This is a genomic window from Hoyosella levis (assembly GCF_026008515.1).
Lineage (GTDB): Bacteria > Actinomycetota > Actinomycetes > Mycobacteriales > Mycobacteriaceae > Lolliginicoccus > Lolliginicoccus levis.
The window spans coordinates 147997-170856 of sequence record NZ_BQYM01000002.1 but is presented as its reverse complement, the minus strand read 5'-3'; the positions used below and the strand labels follow the sequence as shown (position 1 = coordinate 170856).

The window sequence follows — 22860 nt, the reverse complement described above, 5'->3', positions numbered from 1 at the left end:
CCACCGAACGGCGGGCGAGGCACAGCATGACACAGTACCGCACCTCCTCGCCGCGAGCCGGGCGCGCGAGGCCTGCAGATCCCGTATCCGATGCGCGCCGAGGAAGACACCGATGAGCCGATCAGTCACCGCTCTCGTGGCTCGTGCCGCCGCGCTGCCGCGGACCGCTGGCTCCCTGGCATGGCAGACCGTCACGAGGTCCTGGGACGATTCGATCTTCGCGCTGGCCGCGACCGCCGCGTTCTGGCAGGTCCTGTCACTGCCACCCCTGCTGCTGGGGATGCTTGGCGCGGTCGCCTATGTCGCGGACTGGTTCGGTCCCGATACCGTGACGATCATCGAGTCGCGGATCGTTGCGTTCAGCGGCGACATCTTCACCGATAGCGTCGTCGACCAGATCATCGCGCCCACGATCAGCGATGTCCTCCAGCAGGGCCGCCTCGACCTCGTCTCCAGCGGCTTCCTGCTGTCATTGTGGGCAGGATCCTCCGCCGTAGCCTCGTTCGTCGATGCGATTGCCCGGGCACACGGTCAGAACGAGCATCGCCATCCAGTGTGGCACCGCATCTTCGCTGTCCTGCTCTATGTGGCGTTCCTCGTGCTCGCGGTGATCACGCTGCCGCTCGTGGCGCTCGGGCCCACGCTGCTGCTCGAGCTGATACCCGAGAGCTGGGACGCGGCCCTCGAGCCCATCGTGGCGGTTCTGTACTACCCGGCGGTGGGAATCCTGCTGATCATCGGCCTGACGCTGCTCTACAAGGTGGCACTGCCCCGGAGGCTGCCGTGGCATCGCCTCCTGGCCGGCGCGATCATTGCCGGGGCGGTCTTCTACGCAGCGAGCGCTGGACTGCGGATCTACCTAGCGGGCATCACCCGCACTGGATACACGTATGGAGCCCTGGCCACCCCGATCGCGTTCCTGCTGTTCGCGTTCTTCCTCGGGTTCGCCATCGTCATCGGGGCGGAGTTCAACGCCGTCGTGCAGGAGCGCTGGCCAGCGCGCGCGACGCGCATCGAGCAGATGAAGTCATGGCTGGCCGAGCAGTCCCGGCAATCCGGCGGCGAGGAGGCCACGCCTGGCACGACGAGCGCGCGGCTGCACCGGCTCGCGTCCGGTTCGGTGCGCGTGCTGCCCGCCGACCGGGCTCACGGGGAGAGCAAGCGCGGCAGGCACAAAGCCAGCGGAGAGGGCGGCCAGGCCCCTGGAAGGCCGCCAGGCCGCAGCTAGCGCCAGCCCGCTAGGTGCGCATGTGCTCGTAGACGCGCTTGCAGTCGGGACAGACTGGGGAGCCCGGCTTTGCCGAACGTGTCACGGGGAAGACCTCTCCGCAGAGCGCCACCACAGATGTTCCCGTCACCGCGCTCTCGGTGATCTTGTCCTTGCGCACGTAGTGGAAGACCTTCGGGGTGTCGTCGTCGGTGGTCTCGGACGGCGTGGTTTCCGGGCGTTCCTTGGTATCAGTACTCACGCATCAATAATGCCGCATCAACCGGTCGTCTCTCCACTGCCCTGCCGGCCGCCGAGCGTGTCTACACTGGAAGATGGAGCTACTGGCGGGCAGGGCGGCCTATCGTCGACGGGAAGAGATTCATGATGGCTAGAGATCCGCATGCCTCGCGGGGCGGGTTCTTCACGGGGGACGAGGACGCGGCCCGCCAGTATGGCGGCGCGTCCGAGGCATTCCTCATCACGCGTGCCCCCGAGTCGTTCGAGGCCCAGCAACGGGCCCGGATTCGCAAGTACACGATCCTCATGTCGATGCGCGTTCCCGCGCTGATCCTCGCGGGCATCGTCTTCGCCGCTACGGGCAGCGGTTTGCTCGCGCTGCTCATCGTCGGCGCGTCGATCCCGTTGCCCTGGATCGCGGTGCTCATCGCCAATGATCGGCCGCCGCGCCGCAATGATGAGGTCAGCGAGTACGCGGAGCGTCGGCGCGCCCGGGCCGAGCAGCGCGCGCTGCAGCAGGAGCATCATGAAACCATTGATGGGTGACCCACACAGCCGAGCATGACCTTGTCCGTGCCGCTCCCGCGCTCCGCGAGGCCTTCGATGCCCATGGCTATGACGCCGATGGCTTGATCAAGCTGCTGGGCTCGTCCGGCATGGCTGCCCTCGATCGGGGCGAGCCCGCGCCCATTCGTGCCGCTTGCGAGGGACAGGGCCCGCTGGGCGTCCTGGCACGAATGTTCATCCTTGGCAATGCCGTGGCCGAGGATGAGGCCGCGGGAGCGCTCGCGCCGATGGGGCTCGAGCAGGCGATCGGCGCTGGCTATGTGTCCCGCGAGGCCGGGGGCATCACAGGTGAGTGGGATATCCGGCCGCTCGATGCGGGCACAGGGACGCGGTGGATGATCTCGGATCCCGATGGCTCGCTGCGCCTGCGCGAGCCCCGGCGCGACCATGTGCTGGGGGTGGGGGCAGCATCGTTGTCCTTGCTGCGGGCCACTCCCACCCGGCCAGCGGGCCGCGTGCTGGATGTGGGGACGGGCTGTGGCATCCAGGCCATCCATGCCGCCACCTATAGCGATGGGATCGTGGCTACCGATGTGAGCGAGCGCGCGCTGCTCGTCACCCGGGCCGCGCTGGCCCTGAACGGGCTGCAGGCCGACGTGCGGCACGGCTCGTGGTTCGAGCCCGTCGCGGGCGAGCAGTTCGATCAGATCGTCGCGAATCCCCCGTTCGTGGTGGGCGGCACCGATGTGGAGCTGGTGTATCGCGACTCGGGCCTGGAGCTCGACGGCGCGAGCGAGGTCATGGTGCGGGACTGCATCGATCATCTGCGGCCCGGTGGCATCGCGGTGATGCTCGCGTCCTGGGTGCACCTGGAGGGCGAGGACTGGCGGGCACGCGTGGCCTCCTGGTTGCCAGCACATGGCGTCGATGGGTGGATCGTGCAGCGCGATGTGGCTGATCCTGACCTGTATGTCTCGACGTGGCTGCGCGACGCCGACGCGGACCTGCGCGAACCGCGCGGGCAGGAGCGGCAGCAGCGCTGGCTGTCCTACCTGAGGGAGCGCGATGTCACCGGGATCGGTTTCGGCTTCGTCTTCCTGCGCCGCACCGATGAACCCTCCGACATCCTGTGCGAGGACCTCATGCAGGGCTTCGAGGATCCGCTGGGCGACGAGGCATTGCGCTACCTCGACAGGGTGGCGTGGCTGCGCGGCAACGATGTCCTCGACTCGAGGTTCGTGCTCAATCCCACGGTGGCGCTGGAGAAGATCCTGGTGCCGGGCGAGGAGGGCTGGGTTCCAGCGGTAACGCGAGTGCACCGGGGGGATGGCCCGCGCTGGCAGCATGATATCGATGAGCTTGGCACGATGGTGCTGGCCGGGGTGCGGCCCGATGGCTTGCCACTGGGAGAGGTGGTGGAGCTCGCCGCGCTCGCGTCCGGCGAGGATCCGGACGAGGTGCTGCCGCGAGCCGTCGCGCTCGCGGAGGGCCTCGTGCGGCATGGGATCCTCGTGCCCGCTGATCTCGCGGCGGGAAGCGGCCACGCATGATCGCGGTGGTCTCGCGCGTGGCGGGGGCGCGCGTGGTGGTGGACGGCGAGACGGTGGGCGAGATCCACGGCGAGGGCCTGCTGGTGCTGCTCGGGGTGGCGCACGGCGATGACGCCGAGTCCGTCGCCACGATGGGGCGGAAGGTGACCGGCCTGCGACTGCTGCGCAACGATGCGAGCGTGCTGGAGAAGGCGGCCCCGGTGCTGGTGGTCAGCCAGTTCACGCTGCTCGGCAACACGCGGAAGGGTCGGCGGCCATCCTGGTCCGCGGCCGCGCCGCCCGAGGAAGCGCGGCAACGGTACGAGGAGGTCGTTGCCGATATCCGGGGCCGTGGAGTTTCTGTGGCCACGGGCAGGTTTGGCGCGGACATGGCGGTGGAATCCCTTAATGACGGCCCCTACACGGTGCTTGTCCACGCGTGATCGCCCGAGCCCCCGGGCATTAGCAGCATAGAGTTGCTTTCTCAGCAACTTCTCAGCACGAGGGATGCGTTCGCGCAGGTAGACAGCATTGCGATGGGTTCGGATCGGGAACTATTCATCCGCTCGAAGCGTTGAACACAGTGAAAAGCGATCACTGAGGAGGCACGCAATGACCAGCCCCGCAACCACGCGTCGCAGGACCACGGAGGCAGCGCGCAAGGCCGAACTCGACGCCCAGAGCCCCGCCGCCGACCTGGTGCGGGTGTACCTCAACGGGATCGGGCGCACCGCCCTGCTCACCGCGGCTGACGAGGTGGACCTTGCCAAGCGCATCGAGGCTGGGCTGTACGCCACGCACCTGCTCGGGGCCCAGCCGCGCCTCACGCCGGCCAAGAAGCGGGATCTTGCCTTCATCGTGCGCGACGGGCAAAAGGCTCGTAACCACCTCCTTGAGGCCAACCTGCGGCTCGTCGTATCGCTCGCCAAGCGCTACACCGGGCGTGGCATGCCGCTGCTCGACCTCATCCAGGAGGGAAACCTCGGCCTGATCCGCGCGATGGAGAAGTTCGACTACGCCAAGGGCTTCAAGTTCTCCACCTACGCCACCTGGTGGATCCGCCAGGCCATCACCCGCGGCATGGCCGACCAGTCCCGCACCATCCGCCTGCCCGTCCACCTCGTCGAGCAGGTCAACAAGCTCGCCCGCATCAAGCGGGAGATGCACCAGCAGCTCGGCCGGGAGGCCACCGAGGAAGAGCTGGCCCGCGAGTCCGGCATCCCGCAGCACAAGATCCAGGACCTCCTGGACCACAGCCGGGACCCGGTCAGCCTCGACATGCCCGTGGGCAATGACGAGGAAGCCCCGCTCGGCGACTTCATCGAGGACACCGGCGCCACCGACGCGGAGTCCTCCGTCATCGCCACGCTGCTGCACAGCGACATCCGCACCGTGCTTGCCACGCTCGATGACCGGGAGCGCAATGTCATCCTGCTCCGCTACGGCCTCGATGACGGGCAGCCGCGCACGCTCGACCAGATCGGCAGGCACTTCGGGCTCTCCCGCGAGCGCGTCCGGCAGATCGAGCGCGAGGTCATGACAAAGCTGCGGCAGGGCGACCGGGCCGAGAAGCTGCGCGGCTACTCCTCCGACTAGCCGTCACCGCAACCGGCGCGGGCTGCCTTCGCCGCCCGTGCCGGTATCGTGGCCGATCCGCACCCGTGCGCCCAGGATCGCTGCTCCCCCAGGTGCAGCAAGCACCGGATGCAGCGATACCTCCCGCACCGTCGGCAGGTCCACCGCCAGCGCCGACACCCGCTGCAGCACCCCTACCAGCGCGGCCTTGTCGGCCAGCGGCGCCCCGCGATACCCCTCGAGCAGGGGCGCGAGCCGCGGGCCGTTGACCAGCGACCACGCCGAGTCCTCCGTCAGCGGCGGCACCCCGAACGCGCGGTCCCCGACGAGCTCGGAGATCACCCCCGCGATGCCGAACCGGATGAGCGTGCCAAAGGAGGGATCATCCTGTAGGCCCACGACGCACGCGATGCCCTTCGGCGCCATGCGCTGCACCCGCACCCGCTTCTCACCGATGATGCGAGTGATCTCCCAGTACGCCACCCGCACGGACTCGGCGCGCGTCAGGTCCAGGCGCACGCCGAGCAGGTCCGTCCGGAACTCCCACTCGCTGCCCAGCGCCTTGACCGCTACGGGATAGCCCATCTCCGTGGCCGCGGCGATCGCTGCCTCGGGGTCCTCGACGTCGCGATACTCGACGATGCCCAGCCCGTAGCAACCGAGCAGCTCCTGGGCCTGATGATCGTCGAGCCAGCCCCCGGGCGCGGCCGGAAGCCATTCCTCGCACAGTTCCCGGGCCCGCGCCTCGTCGATGCGCTCGGGCCGCACTACCTTGGATGCAGGAGCATTGCGCCAGCGGGCGTACCGCCACGCTCGCGACAAGGCCGCCACAGCGCGCTCCGGGCCCGGGTAGGAGGGCACGGAGCCGCGGACCGGTGCGCCCATCGCGCCCCGCACCACCAGGTCATCCGGGATTCCCTCGCCGCCGAGGAACGTCGTGACGATCGGCTTGGTCGCGCCCAGTGACGCCGCTCGCAGCGCCTCGGCGTACGGCGCGGATGGTAGCGCCACCGGCGGCACGAACACCACGATCACGGCATCGATCGCGGGGTCCGTCATGGCAGCGGACAAGGCCGACGCGAGATCCTCGGGAGCGGCATGCGGCCCCACATCCAGTGGCTCGGATGCCTCCAGCCCTGCCCCGCGCGCGGCATCGACGGTCAGCACCCCCAGCGCCGTCGAGTTGCCCACGACTGCCACGCGCGGACCTGTCGGCAGTGGCTGGTAGCTGAACAGCAGCGCGCAATCGAACAGGTCTGAGATGCTATCGACCTGCACCACGCCGGACTGCTCGAACAGCGCCCGCACGCTGTCCTCGTCGAGGGTGACGCCCGTGGCGGCGAGCGCGAACGGCGCGGCATGGCGACCGCTCTTCACCGCGATCACCGGCTTCGCACGGGCCACCCGGCGCGCGATGCGGGAGAACTTGCGCGGATTGCCAAAGCTCTCCAGGTACAGCAGCACCACCTCGGTACGCGGATCCGAGTCCCAGTACTGCAAGAGGTCATTGCCGGACACGTCGGCGCGATTTCCCGCGGAGACGAACGCGGACAGCCCGAGCTGCCGGCGCCGCGCCGTGTCGAGGATCGCGATGCCCAGCGCGCCCGACTGGCAGAAGAAGCCCACGTTGCCTGGCGGCGGCAGGACTGGCACGAGCGACGCATTCATCCCCACCGCGGGATCGGTATTGACCACGCCAAGCGCGTTCGGGCCGATCACCCGCATGCCGTGGGCGCGCGCCGACCGCACGAGCCGCCGCTCAGCCTCGATCCCCTCGGGCCCGGCTTCGCCGAAGCCCGCGGACACCACCACGAGTGCCTTCACCCGCTTGGCCAGGCAATCGTCGAGCACGTCATCGATCAGCGGAGCGGGCACCGCGACGACGGCGAGGTCAACCTCGTCCGGGATCTCCCGGACTGTCGGATAGGCCCGAACGCCATGCACCGAGCGCCGCTCCGGGTTCACCGGGAACACCGGGCCGGTGAAGCCCGCGGCGAGCAGGTTGCGCAGCACGACGCCGCCGACCTTGGTGACGTCCGCAGAGGCTCCGATCACCGCGATCGACCGGGGATGCAGCACATTGCCGACGCTGCGGGCCTCCGAGACGCGTTCCCGCGAGTCCCGCACGGCCAGGCGCGCCTCCGTGGGATCGATATCGAACTCGAGATGGACGATGGAGCCGTCATAGCTGCGCGAGACCTCGTACCCGGCATCACGGAACACCGAGATCATGCCGCGGTTCTCGGCCAGCACCTCCGCCTCGAACCTCGTGAACCCGTTCTGGGCGGCAGCGTTAGCGAGATGCTCGAGCAGGATCGAGCCAAACCCGCGGCCCTGGTGCTCGTCGGCGACGACGAACGCCACCTCCGCCGCTGCGGAGTCCTCGCCGCGCGAGAGCAGCTCGTAGAGGCCGACACCAATGATGTCATCGCCAAGGGTGAGCACGAACGACACCCGATCACGATGGTCGACGTGGGTGAACCGGTGGACGTCACGCTCGGGCATGCGCGGGTAGGCACCGAAATAGCGCAGGTAGCGGGTTCGCTCGGAGAGGCCCTCGTGGAACTGGACGAGGCGCTCGGCATCATCGAGCGCGATGGGCCTCAGGTGCACGGTACCGCCGTCGGAGGCCAGCACATCGGCCTCCCACTCGGGCGGGTACCCGGCCGCGACGGGGCCGGGCGAAGCGGTGTCGGCGGGGCCGGGCTCGTGGCCGGGGGTGCTCGAAGGCCGGGGGGTGCTCGTGGGATCAGTCACGGGGATCATCCGGGTCCAGGCCGAGCAGCGGATACACCACGCGGCGGGTCTCGAGGATCGCGCTATCAACGCGGGCGACATTGCGCTCGCGGCTCGCCGGGCCAGTCGTGGCGCCCACCACCGAGCCGCCCCATGGCGGGAAGCTCGCCTCTCCCCCGTCGCTCATCGCCGTGGGTGCCACCATGTGGGTCCGGTCGCGCACGAGCTGCTGCCACTCGGGAGGCGTCGCTGCTGCCGGTTCGATCTCGCTGCCGGTGACCAGTCCGATCAAGTGCGCCCAGGAGCGTGGAACCACGCTGTGCAACGAGTACCCGCCCCCGCCGACGGCGAGCCAACGGCCCCCGCACACCTCATCGGCGAGATCGCGCATCGCGGCGAAGGCGGCCCGCTGGCCGTCCACGGTGAGGGCAAGGTCGGCGAGCGGGTCATCGCGGTGCGAGTCCACGCCACACTGGCTGACGATGATGTCGGGGGCGAAAGCACGGACCGCGCCGGGTACCACAGCGTGGAAGGCGCGCAGCCAGAACTCATCGGTTGTGCCCGGCAGCAGTGGCAAGTTGATCGATGTGCCCTCGGCGCTTCCTCCTCCTGCCTCCGCTGGCCAGCCCGTGCCGGGCCATAGCGTGGCGGGATGCTGGTGGATCGAGATCGTCATGACCCGGGGATCGTCGTAGAACGCTCGCTGCACTCCATCGCCGTGGTGCACATCGACATCGATGTAGACGATGCGCTTGTGCCCCTGCTCGAGCAGCCAGTCGATGGCGATGGCGCAATCGTTGTACACGCAGAAGCCCGCACCGTGGTCGGGCATCGCATGGTGCATGCCCCCCGCGATGGAGACCGCCCTCGTGGCGCGGCCGTGGTGGATCTCACGGGCCGCGTCGAGGGACCCGCCAGTGACGATCGCGGCGGCGTCGTGCATGCGAGGAAAGATGGGAGTGTCGTCGGTGCCGAGGCCGTGGGCGCGGGCAAGGATCGGTGTCTCCCGGCGGTTCGCCGCGTCCGGGTCGGACATGTGCTTGACGGCGCCCATGTAGGCGAGGGTGTGCACGCGCAGGATGTCCTGCTCCCCGGCCCGGCCTGGCGTGATCCGCTCGGCCTCCCCGAGCGCGCCGAGCTGCTCGGCGAGAGCCATGGCGAGCTCGAGGCGGACGGGATTCATCGGGTGCGTCGCGCCGAGCCGATAGCTGAGGAACTCCGGTGTCCAGACGACGGTGCTTGGCACGGATACGCTGTTGCGGCCCATGGTGCCCACGCTACCGATCGCATCGGGCGCGCGGGCCGTTCCGGAGCCGTTGGGATCGTCGGCGTGGCCGCTGGCGGTCGCACCGTCCCCACAATGCTTCCGGTAAAGGTAAACTCGCGTTCGACAGAGGGGTGTGAGAGTGAGAGAACTGGTCGACACGACGGAGATGTACCTCCGCACGGTCTATGAGCTGGAAGAGGAAGGCGTGGTGCCCCTGCGGGCACGCATCGCCGAGCGGCTGGAGCAGAGCGGCCCGACAGTGAGCCAGACCGTGGCCAGGATGGAGCGCGACGGATTGATCGCGGTGGCCGGGGATCGCCACCTGGAGCTCACTCCGGCCGGCCGCGAGCTGGCTATCGCAGTGATGCGCAAGCATCGCCTTGCCGAGCGCCTGCTCGTCGATGTGATCGGTCTCGATTGGGAGAACGTGCACAACGAGGCGTGCCGCTGGGAGCATGTGATGAGCGAGGATGTGGAGCGGCGCCTCGTCTCGGTGCTCAACAATCCGACATCCTCTCCGTATGGCAATCCGATCCCGGGGCTCGACAAGCTCGGCCTCGATGTGCCGCCCGCCTCGTCGACGGGCCTGACGCGTTTGTCGGACGTGCCAAAGGGCTCGCCTACTAACGTGGTGATCCGGCGGCTTGCCGAGCATGTGCAGGTGGATGTGGAGCTGATCTCGCGCCTCCGCGATGCTGGCGTGGTTCCGAACGCGCGCATCACGGTGCAGGCCCATAGTGGTGGCGTGCTGATCACCGCGCCGGGCCATGATGGCCTCGACATCCCCGAGGAGATGGCGCACGCCATCCAGGTGGAGCTGGTCTGATGCGGCTGCTGGTCACCGGCGGCGCGGGCTATGTCGGCAGTGTCATCGCGACCGTTCTCCTCGAGGCCGGTCATGACGTGGTGATCATTGACGACTTGTCCACGGGCAACCGCGACGCGGTTCCCGCGGGCGCGCGATTCGTCGCGGGCGATGTCGCTGATCATGCCGATGCCGTGCTGGGCGGCGGGATCGATGGCGAGCCCTTCGATGGAGTGGTGCACTGCGCGGCCCGTTCCCTCGTGGGCGAGTCCGTCGAGGATCCGGCCCTCTACTGGCACGGCAATGTCATCACCTCGGTCCGGTTGCTCGATGCGATGCGCAAGCATTCGGTGCCCCGGCTCGTTTTCTCCTCCACGGCAGCCACCTATGGGGAGCCCGACGCCGTTCCCATCACCGAGGACACGCCGACGCGTCCGACCAATCCGTATGGCGCATCGAAGCTAGCCATTGACCACGCCATCACCTCCTACGCTGCGGCCTACGGCCTCGGCGCGACGAGCCTGCGGTATTTCAACGTAGCGGGCGCGCATGGCAGCACCGGGGAGAACCGGGTCGTGGAGACGCACATCATCCCGTTGATCCTGCAGGTGGCAATGGGCCAGCGCGAGCACATCTCGGTGTTCGGCACCGACTGGGAAACTCGCGACGGAACCGCCGTGCGCGATTACATCCACGTCCGCGATCTCGCGGATGCCCACATCCTCGCGCTGGAATCGAGCACGGCGGGCACGCACCGCATCTTCAACCTCGGCAGCGGCGAGGGCTTCACGGTGCATGAGGTGATCGACGCCTGCCGCCGCGTCACGGGTCGCGACATCCCGGCCATCGACTCCCCTCGCCGAGCTGGTGATCCAGCAGTCTTGATCGCCTCGAGCGACCGCGCGATCAGCGAGCTTGGCTGGAAGCCCCAGCGCACCGACCTTGACACGATCGTTCGCGATGCCTGGGAATTCACCCGGAAGCTCGGCGACCGGTCCCACGCCGCTCGACGATAGCGGCGCGGGACCAGCCCTGCCGGACCCACAAGGACCTGCGCGCGGGCGCAGGATTCGCCTGGGACTAGCTGTCGTGGCGGGATGCCAGTGGTGGCAGTGACACCCCGAGCGCGGCGGCGAGATCCCACCCCACGTGGGCGATCTCCATGATCTGCCGGGGTGGCAATCCGATGCGCAGCGACTGGTCCAGCATGACCGACATGCGATGGGTGTCCTCGATCCCAAGGGCGATGTCGATGGCCGATCCCGCGCAGGCTCCGTCGCCAGCCACGTACGCCGAGTACGCCAGCAAGGTGGCCGCTTCGGCGCGCGCTCCCCCGCTGAGCAGCTGGGTGAGCAGCATCCAGAGCGCATGGGCAGCTTCGGCCTCGTCGGTGAGCGCCAGGGTGAACAGGCAGTCGCGGACGACCAGCCTCGTGATGTGCTGCCCGAGGGACGCGATCTCGGAATTGGACAGCTCCGCCCCCGATTGAACTTCAGCAACCGCGGACAGTACCGCGCGGAGCCGGTCGGCATCGGTTCCCCGGCGCGGGCGCGCCACCCCGGGTGCGGCGCTGGGCTGGGAATCGCTGGGCCGGGATCCCCCGGGCCAGCTGTCGCTCGCGAGGCTGGGCTCCGCAGCGATCGCGGCAATCCGCGCATGATCGGGTGACGTCAGCTGATCGGCGATGTCGCGGCGGTGCTCGTGGATGGCTCGACCGTCGAGCACCCGATGGGCGGCCGCGGCCGAGCCCCGCGGATCAGGGATCAGCCCCGCATGGTCGCTGTGCGTCTCCCCAGCGGCCCGCTCGTCGACAGTACCGCCGCGCACCGCGTGCCACTGCTCGCCGGTGGCGATGCGAGCGCAGTGGTATGCGCTGGCGATCGTGACGCCGCCATCCATGATGTGGTCGGCGAGAGCGTGGATGAGATCCTCCCGGTGCTCCTCGGGATTGCGGGAGTCCACTACCACCAGCGCAATATGCTCGATCCCGTTGTTAAGAGCAAATACGGCAAGCGAATCACTGAGACCCGCTACGGCGAACCAGTCGAACGCCGTGCCAGGCAGGGATTGCCCTGGGGCGAGAGCGGATGCTCCAGGATCAGTCCCTGCGTCGATACCGGAGTCGATCTCTGGGTCAGCCTCGGGATCGACGTGGTTCCATTCCTCATCGAGATCATCGAGATAGGGGATGTCCGCGCGGACGAAGCCACGCATCTCTGTGGCGCGGGGCCCTCCCATCGCGATACCGATGATCGAGTCCTCCGGGTAAAAACCGAGCATCGCGGGCAGCGCCGCGATGAGCTCGCCGGGGTTGCCAAGCGTGATGCGCGGGGTGACGGGGTTCGGAGCGTTTTTCATGATGACCACGATGCCTGCGCATGGCACCAGGCTCGGTGCCGCGCGCAGGCATCTGTGGATAACCGGGCGATTGTGGATGGATGAGGTTCTGGCGTCCGGAATGTCGGTCACCCGTGCTACCGCGCCGGTGCGCGTGCCATGCGGGAGATGCTAGATCGTTCGGTCGAGCTGGTCGATGGCGGCGAGGAAGGCCGCATGGACCGGATCGCTGGCGGGCCGCGATGAGGTATCGGAAACGGTCAGGGCTATCACTCGCGTGCTGCCGGTCTGAGCGGCGAGCGCGAGGGTGGCATGGGCACCGCGGGCGTCCGGACGGGTGACAAGGCGCTCGAGAGCGAGCGAGTGGTCAGCCTGGACCATGGGCCGTGGCAACAGGACGGAGTCGATCTCGATGATCTCGCTCGCTTCTGTGCGGATGCTCGTGAAGCGGCAGGAACGGAGCACATCCTCCGCGGCGGCAAGTGGCACGTCGGTCCGCTGCACGATGATCGCGATCGGGTCGCCGCCGTTCGGGGGCTCCACGAGGCGCATGGCGACCGCTTCGGTGTCGAGCCCGGGAAAGCAACCAGCGGGGGTTGTTGCAACGGGCTCGGAGATGCCTTGCATTGCTTGATAGGCGGCGCGGGCGTCGTCGCCGCTGAGGTCGGTCACCTCGCCGGCCGTGATGAGGCGCGCGGCTGGCATGTGCTTCCACAACTCGTCGCTCGGGTCCGCCGTGAGGGGTTCCTCGACGGGTGCGGTGTGGAGAACGTCGGTGGGGACAGGTACTGAAGTCTGGCGCGTCTCGCGCGCAGCGAGATCGGTGACGGGGGCTGCCATGGCGGGCACGGTCGTGGCAGCGGCCAGCCCGAGCACAGCGAGGCCCAGGATGGCGTGTCGCAGCGGGTCGCAACGACCGGTAGCGGGCTGCTCGCGGGTGCGGAGCGTTGAGGTGACGTGACGCAGGGTGTGCACTTCCAGGGTCCCCTTCCTTGCTCGTGGTCATGCCCCCACGATCCGGTGGGATCGCTTGGAGAGCAACGGATCTCGATGCCGTTCGACCACGCTTAGTATATCCGTCCGAGGGTTCGGCCATATGCCGCGATCATGGTGAAACACCAGCTAGCCGGTCACGGATCCATTGCGATCGCGTCACGCTTTCGCCCGGCGAGCGCGCATGCTCCTCGTGGCGCCGGCGCATCGGAAACAAACGGGCCGCCCCGCGCGTTGATGCTTGTAGGCATGCGCGTGGACGCAGCGCGCGCGATGCGCGATACTTCTGGCTCGCGCTGCGCGCCCGAAGCCACTGATCCCGTTCCAGAGAGGGGGACTTGCACCATGGTCGACGACTCCCACATCTACGAGCTCGAGTTCCCGAGCCCGAGCATCGAGCACACTGATGGCACCGGCCCGGTGCTGCTGCACGGCCTGGAGGGCTTTGCTGATGCCGGTCATGCCGTGAGCATCGTGACGAACCATCTGCGCGAGAGCCTCGAGACCGAGCTCATCGCGTCGTTCGCGGTCGATGAGCTGATCGACTATCGCTCGCGGCGGCCACCGATGACCTTCGTCTCCGATCACTTCTCGTCCTATGACAAGCCGGAGCTGAGCCTGTACGCGGTGAAGGACCTGCAGGGCACGCCCTTCCTGCTCCTCGCCGGGATGGAGCCCGACTTCAAGTGGGAGAAGTTCACCGCCGCGGTGCAGGTGCTCGCGGAACGATTCGGGGTGAGCCAGAGCGTCGGGCTTTCCGCGATTCCCATGGCGGTCCCCCACACCCGGCCGCTGGGTGTGATCGGGCATGCCAGCGAGCCCGGGAAGGTGCCAGCGTCGGACCGGCTCGGGACCGAGGTACAGGTGCCTGGCAGCGCCTCCGCTCTTCTCGAGCTGCGCATGGGCCAGAATGGCTTTGATGCGCGGGGGTTCTCGGTGCATGTTCCCCACTACCTGTCCCAGTCGCCGTATCCGGCCGCGGCCCTGCGGCTGCTGGCCAGCGTCACTGAGGTGACGGGCATCTCGGTTCCGCTGCAGGCGCTCGAGGAGTCGGCACGCACGATCGCGGGGCAGGTGGACGAGCAGCTCGCGGGCAACGAGGAGGCCGCTGCGGTGGTGCACGCGCTCGAGAACCAGTACGACCTCACGCACCGCGGTGATGCGGCGCCGTCGCTGCTCGAGTCCGGCCAGGAGCTGCCCTCGGGCGATGAGCTCGGAGCCGAGTTCGAGCGTTTCCTTGCCGAGCAGGCAACGGGCAACGAGGAGGACAAGCCAGGCGGAACGGGCATCGATCCGGGCGCGGAGTAGTCCGAGTGGCGGATTCCGCGCGCAGGCCTCAGAGTAGACAATTGTGAGCGCATCTAGTTCCCTGAACCCGCTGGTACGGCGGGTCTACTCGCGAGTGGAGATGAACGTCGTGCAGTCGGCGCGCATCTTCGCGCATGTCGCTGCCGCGCACCAGCCTGGCGCCACCGTCGAGGAGCAACTCGTGGCGACGAGGGACGGCCGCCCGGTGGACCTGCTGGAGATCAGCACGCCGAACCGGGGCCGCCTGCACAAGCTTGTCAGCCCGCCAGGCCGGGTCGTCCTCGAGTACTCGGCCACGATCACTGGTCTGGCCGACCCGATCCCGGTCGATCCGTTCGATGAGGCGTTGTACCTGAGGCCGAGCCGCTACGCGGAGTCCGATGAGCTGCTCGCCAAGGCTTACGAGGAGTTCTCCGGACTGTCCTCGCCACGAGCGATCCTCGACACTGTCACGGCCTGGGTGTGGTCGCACCTGAAGTATGTTCCAGGCAGCAGCGGGCCGACGGATGGGGCGAGCCAGACGATGTTGCACCGGGAGGGGGTGTGCCGCGACTATGCCCACCTGACGACGGCCCTGCTGCGCGCGCTCGACGTGCCGGCTCGCGTGGTCGGGGTGTATGCCCCCGGCATCAGTCCAATGGATTTCCATGCGGTGTGCGAGGCTCTCGTCGACGACCAGTGGGTCATCGTGGATACGAGCCGGCTGGGGCCGCGCCAGTCGATGCTGCGCATGACCACAGGCCGGGATGCCGCCGACACCGCGTTCCTGTCAACCTACGGCGGCTACGTGGAGCTGGAATCGATCGAGATCCGGGCTGTGGTCGATGGGGACCTTCCCTTCGACGATCACCAAGGACTAGTGGCGCTGCGCTAAGTGCTGGTTCACGGCGCTTAACCTGGCGCTGACCCCCCGCGAGTGTGCGAAAAACGACAGCTACCGCGCTCTGGACTGTCGTTTCCTGCGCACTCGCGGGACGGCCCATCGCGACGAGCGGCTCTCTCCCAATCGCGGCGCGCTACCTCGCAGCGAGCAACACGGTCGCAAACTAGACGTAACAAAGTGTTTCATCTAGTTTTGTCCAGTCGTGAATGACTGCGCTAGCGTTGACCCCATAGGCCCTCCTCGCCCGGAGGATCGCCCACTAGCCGGGATCACGAGGACCCGGCGAGCCCAGGGACAGCGACGCCGAGGAGAGCTCATGGACCGCGAAGATCCCCGCAGCGCAATTCCTGCCCGCCGTCGCTCTGCCGCCCGCCTGCGTGCCGTCCCCAGCCACGAGCCCACGGTTTCGTTCCGTGTCATCCACGGCTACCGCCGCGCCTACCGCATTGCTGGCAGCGGCCCGGCCGTCCTGCTGCTCCACGGCATCGGGGACAACTCCTCGACCTGGAACGACATCATCCCGCGCCTCGCGGCGTCGCACACCGTCATTGCCCCGGACCTGCTTGGGCACGGGCTATCCGACAAGCCGCGCGCGGACTACTCCATCGCGGCGTTCGCCAACGGTATCCGTGACCTGCTGTCCGTCCTCGACATCGACTCGGTCACCCTCGTCGGGCACTCGCTCGGCGGCGGCGTGGCGTTGCAGTTCACCTACCAGTACCCCGAGCTCGTTGATCGCCTGGTGCTCGTGTGCACCGGCGGGATCACCCGCGACGTCAATCCGCTGCTGCGGCTGGCCTCGCTGCCCGGATTCGCGCGGGCGGTCAGGCTGATGCGCCTGCCTGGTGTGGCGCCCGCAGTGCACGCCGCCGCCACCGCTGCCCGGCCGTTCACCCACCATCTGCACGACGCCGACGACCTGATGCGCATCGTCTCGTCACTGCCGGACGCCGAGAATCGCACGGCGTTCGTCCGCACCCTCCGCTCGGTCATCGACATCCGCGGGCAGATCGTCACGGGGCTGGATCGCTGCTACCTCGCCGAGGCCATGCCCGTGCAGATCATCTGGGGCGAGCACGATAGCGTCGTCCCCGTCTCGCACGCCCACCTCGCGCACGCCGCGATGCCGAACTCGCGCCTCGAGATCTTCGGGGACTCCGCGCACTTCCCGTTCCGCGACGACCCCGAGCGATTCATCACGCTCGTGGAGGACTTCATCGCCAGCGCGGCGGCGCACGAGTTCGATCACGCCCGGTGGCGCCGCCTCCTCCTCGACGGCATGAGCGATCGCGCCCTCAAGGGGAACGACTGGACACGCTCGGCCGTGCTCGATGCCATGGGCAGCGCCGAGCGCAGCGCGACCTAATACCGCGCAACCTAATACAGCGCCTGCTGTCCCTGGCCGCGGCTGCCCGAGCCGCGCGATCTGTCGGTGCGAGCGGCTAGCCTGGAGCGGTGCTAAACCCTGACGAGATCCCGAATGTGCCCGAGGTCATCTACGACGCGTTCGAGGCGTGGGCCACCGAGCAGGGCATCACGATGTATCCCGCCCAGGAAGAAGCACTGCTCGAGATCGTCGCCGGCTCCAACGTCATCCTCGCCACCCCGACGGGATCGGGGAAGTCACTGGTCGCGATCGCCGCGCACTTCACCGCGCTCGTCCAGGGCACTCGCACTTTCTACACCGCGCCCATCAAGGCACTGGTCAGCGAGAAGTTCTTCGCGCTGTGCGAGGTGTTTGGCGCCGAGAACGTCGGCATGATGACCGGTGACGCCGCAGTCAACCCGTCGGCCCCGATCATCTGCGCCACTGCGGAGATCCTCGCCAACCTCGCGCTGCGCGAGGGCGCCGATGCGAACGTCGGGCAGGTCGTGATGGACGAGTTCCACTTCTACTCCGAGCCGGACCGCGGCTGGGCATGGCAGGTCCCGATCATCGAGCTGACCGGCGCGCAGTTCCTGCTGATGTCCGCGACCCTCGGCGACGTGCGATTCTTCCAGGAGGACCTGACTCGCCGCACCGGGCGCGAGACCGCCCACATCGCCGGGGCCGAGCGGCCCGTGCCGCTGGTGTTCTCGTACGCGATGACCCCGATCCACGAGACCATCGAGGAACTCGTCACCACCCACCAAGCACCGGTCTACGTGGTGCACTTCACCCAGGCCTCGGCGCTCGAGCGGGCACAGTCGCTCACCAGCATCAACGTAGCCTCGCGGGAGGATCGTGACCGCATCGCCGAGGCCATCCGCGGCTTCCGGTTCACCACTGGCTTCGGGCGCGTGCTCTCCAGGCTGATCAAGCATGGCATCGGCGTGCACCACGCGGGCATGCTGCCCAAGTACCGGCGACTCGTCGAGAAGCTCGCTCAGGAGGGCCTGCTCAAGGTCATCTGCGGCACCGATACCCTCGGCGTCGGCATCAACGTGCCCATCCGCACGGTGCTGTTCACCGGGCTCACCAAGTTCGACGGCACCCGCAACCGGCTGCTGCGGGCACGCGAGTTCCACCAGATCGCCGGGCGCGCGGGCCGCGCCGGGTTCGACACCACCGGCTCCGTCGTGGTGCAGGCCCCCGAGCACGAGATCGAGAACGCCCGCGCCCTCGCGAAGGCCGGTGATGATCCGAAGAAGCGGCGCAAGGTGCAGCGCAAGAAGGCCGCGGAGGGCGTGGTCAGCTGGACAGAGCAGACCTTCGACAAGCTTGTCGCCGCGTCCCCCGAGCCGCTGGTGTCACGGTTCCGGGTCACCAACGCGCTGCTGCTCAATGTCATCGCCCGGCCCGGCAACTGCTTCGCCGCCATGCGGAACTTGCTCGAGGACAATCACGAGGCCCGCCCCGCGCAGCGCAAGCACATCCTGCAGGCGATCGCGCTGTACCGCGGGCTGCTCAAGGCCCGCATCGTCGAGCGGCTCGCCGAGCCCGACGAGAACGGACGATGGGCCAGGCTCACTGTCGAGCTGCAGCGCGACTTCGCCCTCAACCAGCCGTTGTCGCCCTTCGCGCTCGCCGCGCTGGAGCTGCTCGACCGCGACTCCCCCGACTACGCCCTCGACGTCGTCTCCATCATCGAAGCGACCCTTGACGATCCCCGCCCGCTGCTCATGGCGCAGCAGCACGCGGCCCGCGGCGAGGCCATCGGCGAGATGAAGTCCGACGGCATCGAGTACAACGAGCGCATGGAGCTGCTCGACGAGATCACCTGGCCCAAGCCGCTCGAGGAGCTGCTCGCCCCCGCCTTCGAGACCTATCGGGCAGGCCATCCCTGGGTAGCGGAGTTCACCCTCTCCCCCAAGGCTGTGGTGCGCGACATGGTCGAGAAGGGAATGACCTTCGCCGACCTGATCTCCGCCTATGGCCTCAACCGCTCCGAGGGTGTCGTCCTTCGCTACCTAGCCGATGCATACCGTGCCCTGAAGCAGACCGTGCCCTCCGACGCTCGCGACGAGGAGCTCGACGATCTGATCGAATGGCTCGGCGAGCTCATCCGGCAGGTCGATTCAAGCCTGCTCGATGAGTGGGAGCAGCTCGTCAACCCTGCTGCCGTGACCTCCGAGCAGCACGCGTTCGGCGAGGACTCGGTGCGGGCACTGACTTCGAATGCGCGGGCATTCCGCCGCATGGTGCGCAATGCGATGTTCCGGCGCGTGGACCTGGCGTCCCGTCGCAAGTGGGCGGAGCTCGCCGAGCTGGGTGACCTCACCGCCGAGGAATGGTTCGAGCAGCTCGTCCCCTTCCTGAACGAGTATGGCGAGATCGATAGCAGCGCGGATGCCCGCGGCCCTGCACTGTTCCAGATCGACGAGCAACCCGGGCGCTGGGAGGTGCGACAGGTCCTGCATGACCCCGACGGTGACCACGGCTGGGCACTCGTGGCGAGCATTGATCTGGCCGAGTGCGATAGCGCCGGCGAGGTCGTCATCGAGAACCTGGCGATCGAGGAAGGGTAGGAACCATGGGCGAACGGCACTACTCTGCGCGCAAGCGCCTGCGGGAGGCGCAGCAGCAGGAAAAGCGCATGCGCGAGCTAGGGTTCTCCGACACCCTGCCGGACATGGACATCCCGCCAGCGCAGCTCGACCGGCCACTAGCGGGGGTGTATCCACTGCCGTCCGGCACGCGCTACCGTGGTCGAGTCCTGGTGATCGCTGCGCTCTTCCTCGTGCCCATCCTGGTCGCGATGATCCTCACGGTCCTCACGTAGGGCCAGCGGTCCCAGCACTACTAGCGGCAGCGCCATCGGCGAGCCGGTAGCGGATCAGCCGGGAACTGTTCGCCACCACCGCAACCGACGAGGCGTTGTGCAGGATCGCCGCGAGGACCGGCGACAATGTTCCCAGGGCGCTGAGCACCAGCCCCGCCGCGTTGACGGTGATCGACATGCCATAGTTCTGGCGGATCACCTCGACGGTGTGGCCGCCAAGCTCGCGCAGGTCGAGCAGCCGGTGGAGGTCATCAGTGGCTAGCGCGACATCCGCGGTCTCCACCGCCACATCGGTGCCCGCGATGCCCATCGCGATGCCGATGTCCGCGCCCGCAAGGGCCGGTGCATCATTAGTGCCGTCACCCACCATCGCCACCGTGCAGCCCTCGGCGCGCAACGCCTCGATCACGTCGAGCTTGTGCTCGGGCAGCACCTCCGCCCGCCATTCGGTGATGCCTAGCTCCCGCGCGACTGCCGCCGCGGTATCAGGATGATCCCCCGTGAGCATTACGAACCTCGACACCCCCGCCGCGCGCAGCTCATCGATGATCCCGCGCGCCTCCGGGCGAACCTGGTCCCGCACGCTCACCAGCCCCACGAGCTCGCCATCCACCGACAGCAGCAGCGGGGTCTCCGCTTGCTTGCGCAACCGGCCCACCCATGACCGGGCATCCTCGCCCACGGTGACGCCCTCGGACTCGAGCAACGCGGGACTGCCCAGCAGCAGCGTCCGGCCGTCGGCCCAGGTGCGCATGCCCAGGCCCACCAGCACCTCGCACTGCTCATGCGGCGGGATGAGGATCCGGCGCTCCTCCGTCGACCGGATGACAGCCTGCGCCAGCGGATGCCGTGAATGGATCTCCGAGCTCGCCGCGTAGGCCAGCACATCGCTCGCGTCCCACTCGGGATGGAAGCTGACGATATTGGTCACCACGGGCCTGCCCACTGTCAAGGTGCCCGTCTTGTCCAGCACGATCACATCCACGCGCCCCGCGAGCTCGAGATGCGAGCCGCCCTTGATGAGGATGCCGCGGCGCGCCCCGTTGCCGATGGCCGCGCTGATCGCCGTGGGCGTCGATAGTCCCACCGCGCACGGGCATGCGATCAGCAGCATTGTCATGGCACGCCGCACGTCACGCGTCGCGAGCAGCGTCGCGCCCGCGAGGAGGAACGACGCGGGCACGAACCGGCGCGAGAAGTTCTCCCCGACCGTCTGGATCGGTGCCCGGTCTGCCTGGGCCTGCTCCACGCGGCCAATGATGCGACCGATCGCGGTGTCCTTTCCGACCGCCCGCGCCTCGACGACGATGCGGCCGCGCACGAGCACCGAGCCGGCATGCACCTGCTGGCCCGCCACCACCGTCACCGGTAGCGGCTCGCCGGTTATGGCGGACTGATCGACGATGCCGTCGCCCTCGATGATCACGCCATCGACGGGCAGGGCCACATGCTCATGCACCACGACGTGATCGCCCACGGCAACGGCATCGATATCGATCTGCACCTCGCTGCCGTCCGGGGTCCGCACCCACGTGGTGTCCTGCGCGCCCGTCAGCAGCTCCGAGATGGCCCGCCGTGTCCGTCGCAGGGTGAGGTCCTGCAAGTACTCGCCGATGTTCAGCAGCCACAGCACGGTCAGTGCTACCACGTTCTCGCGCAGCAGCAACGAGGCCACCGTCGCCGCCGATACCAGCGTGTCCGTGCCACCCACCGAGGATCGCGTGAGAGCCCGCACCGCGCCGCGGAGGAATGGATAGCCAGTGATGATGGTGACTCCGGTGGCCAGCAACCGGCTCGTGGGCCCGAGGACGGGCGGGCGCAGCAGCACATAGCGGCGGACCCCGAGCACCAGCAGCGCGCCCGCGCCGAGCGTCATGCGCGCCAGGTCCCCCGTGCCGACCTCCGCGGAGTACGGTTCCCGCGACGGCACTGCACGTGCCTCGACATCCTCGGCGCCAGCAATGGCCGCGACCAGGTCGAGCGGACCCACTCGATTCGATGAGTACCACACCACGACCGACGCGGTCCGCGGATAGGCGTGCACGGCCCGCACACCGTGCACCACCTCCAGCGCGTCCTCGATCGCCACGGCCCGCGCGGGGCTGCGGTGCAACCACGGGACCCTGGCGCGGAGCCTGCCCGCCGCGATGGCGATGATCTCCACGCCGCCGGTCGGGTCGTCGCTCGGGATCGTGCTGCCCTCGGAGCTAGTCATCGCTGGCTGTACTAGTGCGTATGCCCGTGGCCCACGGGGTGGCTAGGCGGCGGCGCGTCCTCGCCGACGCGCTCGCGCGCCTCCGCCACGATGTCAGCCGCGGCAAGCCGCACGTTCTCCGCGCCCTCCTCGGCCTTCCGAGCGCCGCGCAGGCCCACCGCGGTCGCCGTGACCGCGATCTCCCGCACCGGAGTGTTGCGGACCGCCCAGCGCACGCTGTTGTAGGCGGCGGCGCCCACGACGCCCGTGACGAGTGTTCCCGCGGCCTTGCCGAGCAGGGCTCCGTGAATCATGTGACATTCCTCCGGCTTCTCGACGAACAGGGGCAGCGATGCTCCATGGTTTCCGATTGTGCCGCATGGCGATCGAATGGACACCCATGATGCCTCCGGTTGCTGCCAGGCCCGAGCGGAGGGGAGCAGTAGAATCACGAGAAGCGCGGGAGGTGAGGATGGGCAGCTACATGGCCTGGCGCGGTGCGCGTACCGGCGCGACGTTGTGGCGGGTCGAAGCCGAGCGCGGCGATATGCGCATCCTGCCTGACGGCGTCATGGACCTCATGTGGACCGAGGGGCGGTTCCTGTTCGCGGCGCGGGAGCTGGCTGATCAACGCGTTGATCTGAGCGATCTTGTCCGTGTGCCGCCGTCGGTCATCGACGTTGCCTACAGTGATCCGGCAGCTGCGCTCGAACGCATCGTTGCCGCGCTCCGGAAGCAGGCAGAACCCGAGCCTTCCGTGTTGCGGCTCGCAGCGTCGGTGGATAGCGCCGCGAGGGCGGGAGTCATCGTCCCAGACATCGCTGCTCGCCATGGCCTCTCGGAGCGCACCCTGCGGCGCGTCAGCAACAAGCTCTTCGGGTACAGCCCGAAGACGCTCGCCTCCATCCACCGCTTCCAGCATGCGCTTCATCTCGCCCGCTCGGGAATGCCGCTCAGCGAGGCGTCGACCGTGGCCGGCTATGCCGATCAGTCCCATCTGAACCGGGACTCCCAGCGGTTGGCAGCAACGACACCTGGCGATCTCCTCGCCTGAGGCACCCTGGGTCCAGCGCCCGG

General features: G+C 68.3%; 20 protein-coding genes. 13 read left to right on the top strand and 7 right to left on the bottom strand.

Annotation, left to right across the window (positions count from 1 at the left end):
• The first annotated feature begins 112 nt into the window (after positions 1-112).
• Positions 113-1228, top strand: a complete 1116-nt coding sequence (locus QC765_RS02950; protein WP_278312928.1) for a YihY/virulence factor BrkB family protein — start codon at positions 113-115, stop codon at positions 1226-1228.
• Positions 1229-1238: 10 nt separating this feature from the next.
• Here the strand turns inward: QC765_RS02950 and QC765_RS02945 are convergent, their stop codons facing one another.
• Entirely contained in the window at positions 1239-1469 is a 231-nt protein-coding gene (locus tag QC765_RS02945; protein ID WP_278312927.1) for a DUF3039 domain-containing protein, read from the bottom strand.
• Between the two features lie 125 nt (positions 1470-1594).
• Between QC765_RS02945 and QC765_RS02940 the strand changes: the two genes are divergently transcribed.
• The 4 genes from QC765_RS02940 (at position 1595) to QC765_RS02925 (ending at position 5079) form a co-directional block, all read left to right on the top strand.
• Positions 1595-1993 (top strand): DUF3099 domain-containing protein, encoded by a 399-nt coding sequence (locus tag QC765_RS02940; RefSeq protein ID WP_278313121.1) that lies wholly within the window; start codon positions 1595-1597, stop codon positions 1991-1993.
• The gene (locus QC765_RS02935; protein WP_278312926.1) at positions 1990-3504 is read left to right on the top strand and encodes a DUF7782 domain-containing protein; all 1515 of its coding nucleotides are present in this window, start codon (positions 1990-1992) and stop codon (positions 3502-3504) included. Before QC765_RS02940 ends, QC765_RS02935 begins: the two co-directional genes overlap by 4 nt.
• On the top strand, positions 3501-3926 hold the full coding sequence (gene dtd, locus QC765_RS02930) for a D-aminoacyl-tRNA deacylase (RefSeq protein WP_278312925.1): 426 nt from the start codon (positions 3501-3503) through the stop codon (positions 3924-3926). The genes QC765_RS02935 and dtd overlap by 4 nt, the downstream gene beginning before the upstream one ends.
• A gap of 169 nt (positions 3927-4095) precedes the next feature.
• Positions 4096-5079, top strand: a complete 984-nt coding sequence (locus QC765_RS02925) for a sigma-70 family RNA polymerase sigma factor (protein WP_278312924.1) — start codon at positions 4096-4098, stop codon at positions 5077-5079.
• A gap of 3 nt (positions 5080-5082) precedes the next feature.
• Here QC765_RS02925 and QC765_RS02920 read toward each other — a convergent pair whose 3' ends face one another.
• Positions 5083-7824, bottom strand: coding sequence for a bifunctional acetate--CoA ligase family protein/GNAT family N-acetyltransferase (locus tag QC765_RS02920; RefSeq protein ID WP_278312923.1), 2742 nt, complete (start codon positions 7822-7824; stop codon positions 5083-5085).
• Complete coding sequence (locus QC765_RS02915; RefSeq protein ID WP_278312922.1) at positions 7808-9061, bottom strand: acetoin utilization protein AcuC; 1254 nt, start codon at positions 9059-9061, stop codon at positions 7808-7810. Before QC765_RS02915 ends, QC765_RS02920 begins: the two co-directional genes overlap by 17 nt.
• A gap of 139 nt (positions 9062-9200) precedes the next feature.
• Between QC765_RS02915 and QC765_RS02910 the strand changes: the two genes are divergently transcribed.
• Complete coding sequence (locus QC765_RS02910) at positions 9201-9887, top strand: iron-dependent transcriptional repressor DtxR (RefSeq protein ID WP_278312921.1); 687 nt, start codon at positions 9201-9203, stop codon at positions 9885-9887.
• Positions 9887-10882, top strand: coding sequence for a UDP-glucose 4-epimerase GalE (galE, locus tag QC765_RS02905; RefSeq protein WP_278312920.1), 996 nt, complete (start codon positions 9887-9889; stop codon positions 10880-10882). The genes QC765_RS02910 and galE overlap by 1 nt, the downstream gene beginning before the upstream one ends.
• Positions 10883-10946: 64 nt before the next feature.
• Here the strand turns inward: galE and QC765_RS02900 are convergent, their stop codons facing one another.
• The gene (locus QC765_RS02900) at positions 10947-12224 is read right to left on the bottom strand and encodes a DUF4192 domain-containing protein (protein WP_278312919.1); all 1278 of its coding nucleotides are present in this window, start codon (positions 12222-12224) and stop codon (positions 10947-10949) included.
• Positions 12225-12374: 150 nt separating this feature from the next.
• Positions 12375-13178, bottom strand: coding sequence for a hypothetical protein (locus QC765_RS02895; protein ID WP_278312918.1), 804 nt, complete (start codon positions 13176-13178; stop codon positions 12375-12377).
• Between the two features lie 363 nt (positions 13179-13541).
• Here QC765_RS02895 and QC765_RS02890 point away from each other — a divergent pair, with 363 nt between their 5' ends.
• The 5 genes from QC765_RS02890 (at position 13542) to QC765_RS02870 (ending at position 19589) form a co-directional block, all read left to right on the top strand.
• Positions 13542-14504, top strand: coding sequence for a proteasome assembly chaperone family protein (locus QC765_RS02890; protein ID WP_278312917.1), 963 nt, complete (start codon positions 13542-13544; stop codon positions 14502-14504).
• Between the two features lie 43 nt (positions 14505-14547).
• The gene (locus tag QC765_RS02885) at positions 14548-15378 is read left to right on the top strand and encodes a transglutaminase-like domain-containing protein (protein WP_278312916.1); all 831 of its coding nucleotides are present in this window, start codon (positions 14548-14550) and stop codon (positions 15376-15378) included.
• A gap of 325 nt (positions 15379-15703) precedes the next feature.
• The gene (locus QC765_RS02880) at positions 15704-16753 is read left to right on the top strand and encodes an alpha/beta fold hydrolase (protein WP_278312915.1); all 1050 of its coding nucleotides are present in this window, start codon (positions 15704-15706) and stop codon (positions 16751-16753) included.
• An 89-nt stretch (positions 16754-16842) separates the two neighbouring features.
• Complete coding sequence (locus QC765_RS02875; protein WP_278312914.1) at positions 16843-19335, top strand: DEAD/DEAH box helicase; 2493 nt, start codon at positions 16843-16845, stop codon at positions 19333-19335.
• Positions 19336-19340: 5 nt separating this feature from the next.
• The gene (locus QC765_RS02870) at positions 19341-19589 is read left to right on the top strand and encodes a hypothetical protein (protein ID WP_278312913.1); all 249 of its coding nucleotides are present in this window, start codon (positions 19341-19343) and stop codon (positions 19587-19589) included.
• Here the strand turns inward: QC765_RS02870 and QC765_RS02865 are convergent.
• Positions 19582-21804 carry a heavy metal translocating P-type ATPase gene (locus QC765_RS02865; RefSeq protein ID WP_278312912.1) on the bottom strand — a complete coding sequence of 741 codons (2223 nt, stop codon included), beginning with the start codon at positions 21802-21804 and terminating at the stop codon, positions 19582-19584. The two genes, QC765_RS02870 and QC765_RS02865, sit on opposite strands and share 8 nt — an antisense overlap.
• Before the next feature lie 11 nt (positions 21805-21815).
• Positions 21816-22097, bottom strand: a complete 282-nt coding sequence (locus tag QC765_RS02860) for a DUF1490 family protein (protein ID WP_278312911.1) — start codon at positions 22095-22097, stop codon at positions 21816-21818.
• A gap of 158 nt (positions 22098-22255) precedes the next feature.
• Between QC765_RS02860 and QC765_RS02855 the strand changes: the two genes are divergently transcribed.
• Positions 22256-22837, top strand: a complete 582-nt coding sequence (locus tag QC765_RS02855) for an AraC family transcriptional regulator (RefSeq protein ID WP_278312910.1) — start codon at positions 22256-22258, stop codon at positions 22835-22837.
• The last annotated feature ends 23 nt before the right edge of the window (positions 22838-22860 follow it).

Excerpts from the sequence above, each read along its gene's own strand:
- QC765_RS02870 (WP_278312913.1), top strand. The coding sequence starts at position 19,341 with ATGGGCGAACGGCACTACTCTGCGCGCAAGCGCCTGCGGGAGGCGCAG.
- QC765_RS02920 (WP_278312923.1), bottom strand. The coding sequence starts at position 7,824 with ATGATCCCCGTGACTGATCCCACGAGCACCCCCCGGCCTTCGAGCACC.
- QC765_RS02880 (WP_278312915.1), top strand. The coding sequence starts at position 15,704 with ATGGACCGCGAAGATCCCCGCAGCGCAATTCCTGCCCGCCGTCGCTCT.
- QC765_RS02855 (WP_278312910.1), top strand. The coding sequence starts at position 22,256 with ATGGGCAGCTACATGGCCTGGCGCGGTGCGCGTACCGGCGCGACGTTG.
- QC765_RS02900 (WP_278312919.1), bottom strand. The coding sequence starts at position 12,224 with ATGAAAAACGCTCCGAACCCCGTCACCCCGCGCATCACGCTTGGCAAC.
- QC765_RS02890 (WP_278312917.1), top strand. The coding sequence starts at position 13,542 with ATGGTCGACGACTCCCACATCTACGAGCTCGAGTTCCCGAGCCCGAGC.
- QC765_RS02925 (WP_278312924.1), top strand. The coding sequence starts at position 4,096 with ATGACCAGCCCCGCAACCACGCGTCGCAGGACCACGGAGGCAGCGCGC.
- QC765_RS02860 (WP_278312911.1), bottom strand. The coding sequence starts at position 22,097 with ATGATTCACGGAGCCCTGCTCGGCAAGGCCGCGGGAACACTCGTCACG.
- QC765_RS02940 (WP_278313121.1), top strand. The coding sequence starts at position 1,595 with ATGGCTAGAGATCCGCATGCCTCGCGGGGCGGGTTCTTCACGGGGGAC.
- QC765_RS02915 (WP_278312922.1), bottom strand. The coding sequence starts at position 9,061 with ATGGGCCGCAACAGCGTATCCGTGCCAAGCACCGTCGTCTGGACACCG.
- QC765_RS02950 (WP_278312928.1), top strand. The coding sequence starts at position 113 with ATGAGCCGATCAGTCACCGCTCTCGTGGCTCGTGCCGCCGCGCTGCCG.
- galE (WP_278312920.1), top strand. The coding sequence starts at position 9,887 with ATGCGGCTGCTGGTCACCGGCGGCGCGGGCTATGTCGGCAGTGTCATC.
- QC765_RS02865 (WP_278312912.1), bottom strand. The coding sequence starts at position 21,804 with ATGACTAGCTCCGAGGGCAGCACGATCCCGAGCGACGACCCGACCGGC.
- dtd (WP_278312925.1), top strand. The coding sequence starts at position 3,501 with ATGATCGCGGTGGTCTCGCGCGTGGCGGGGGCGCGCGTGGTGGTGGAC.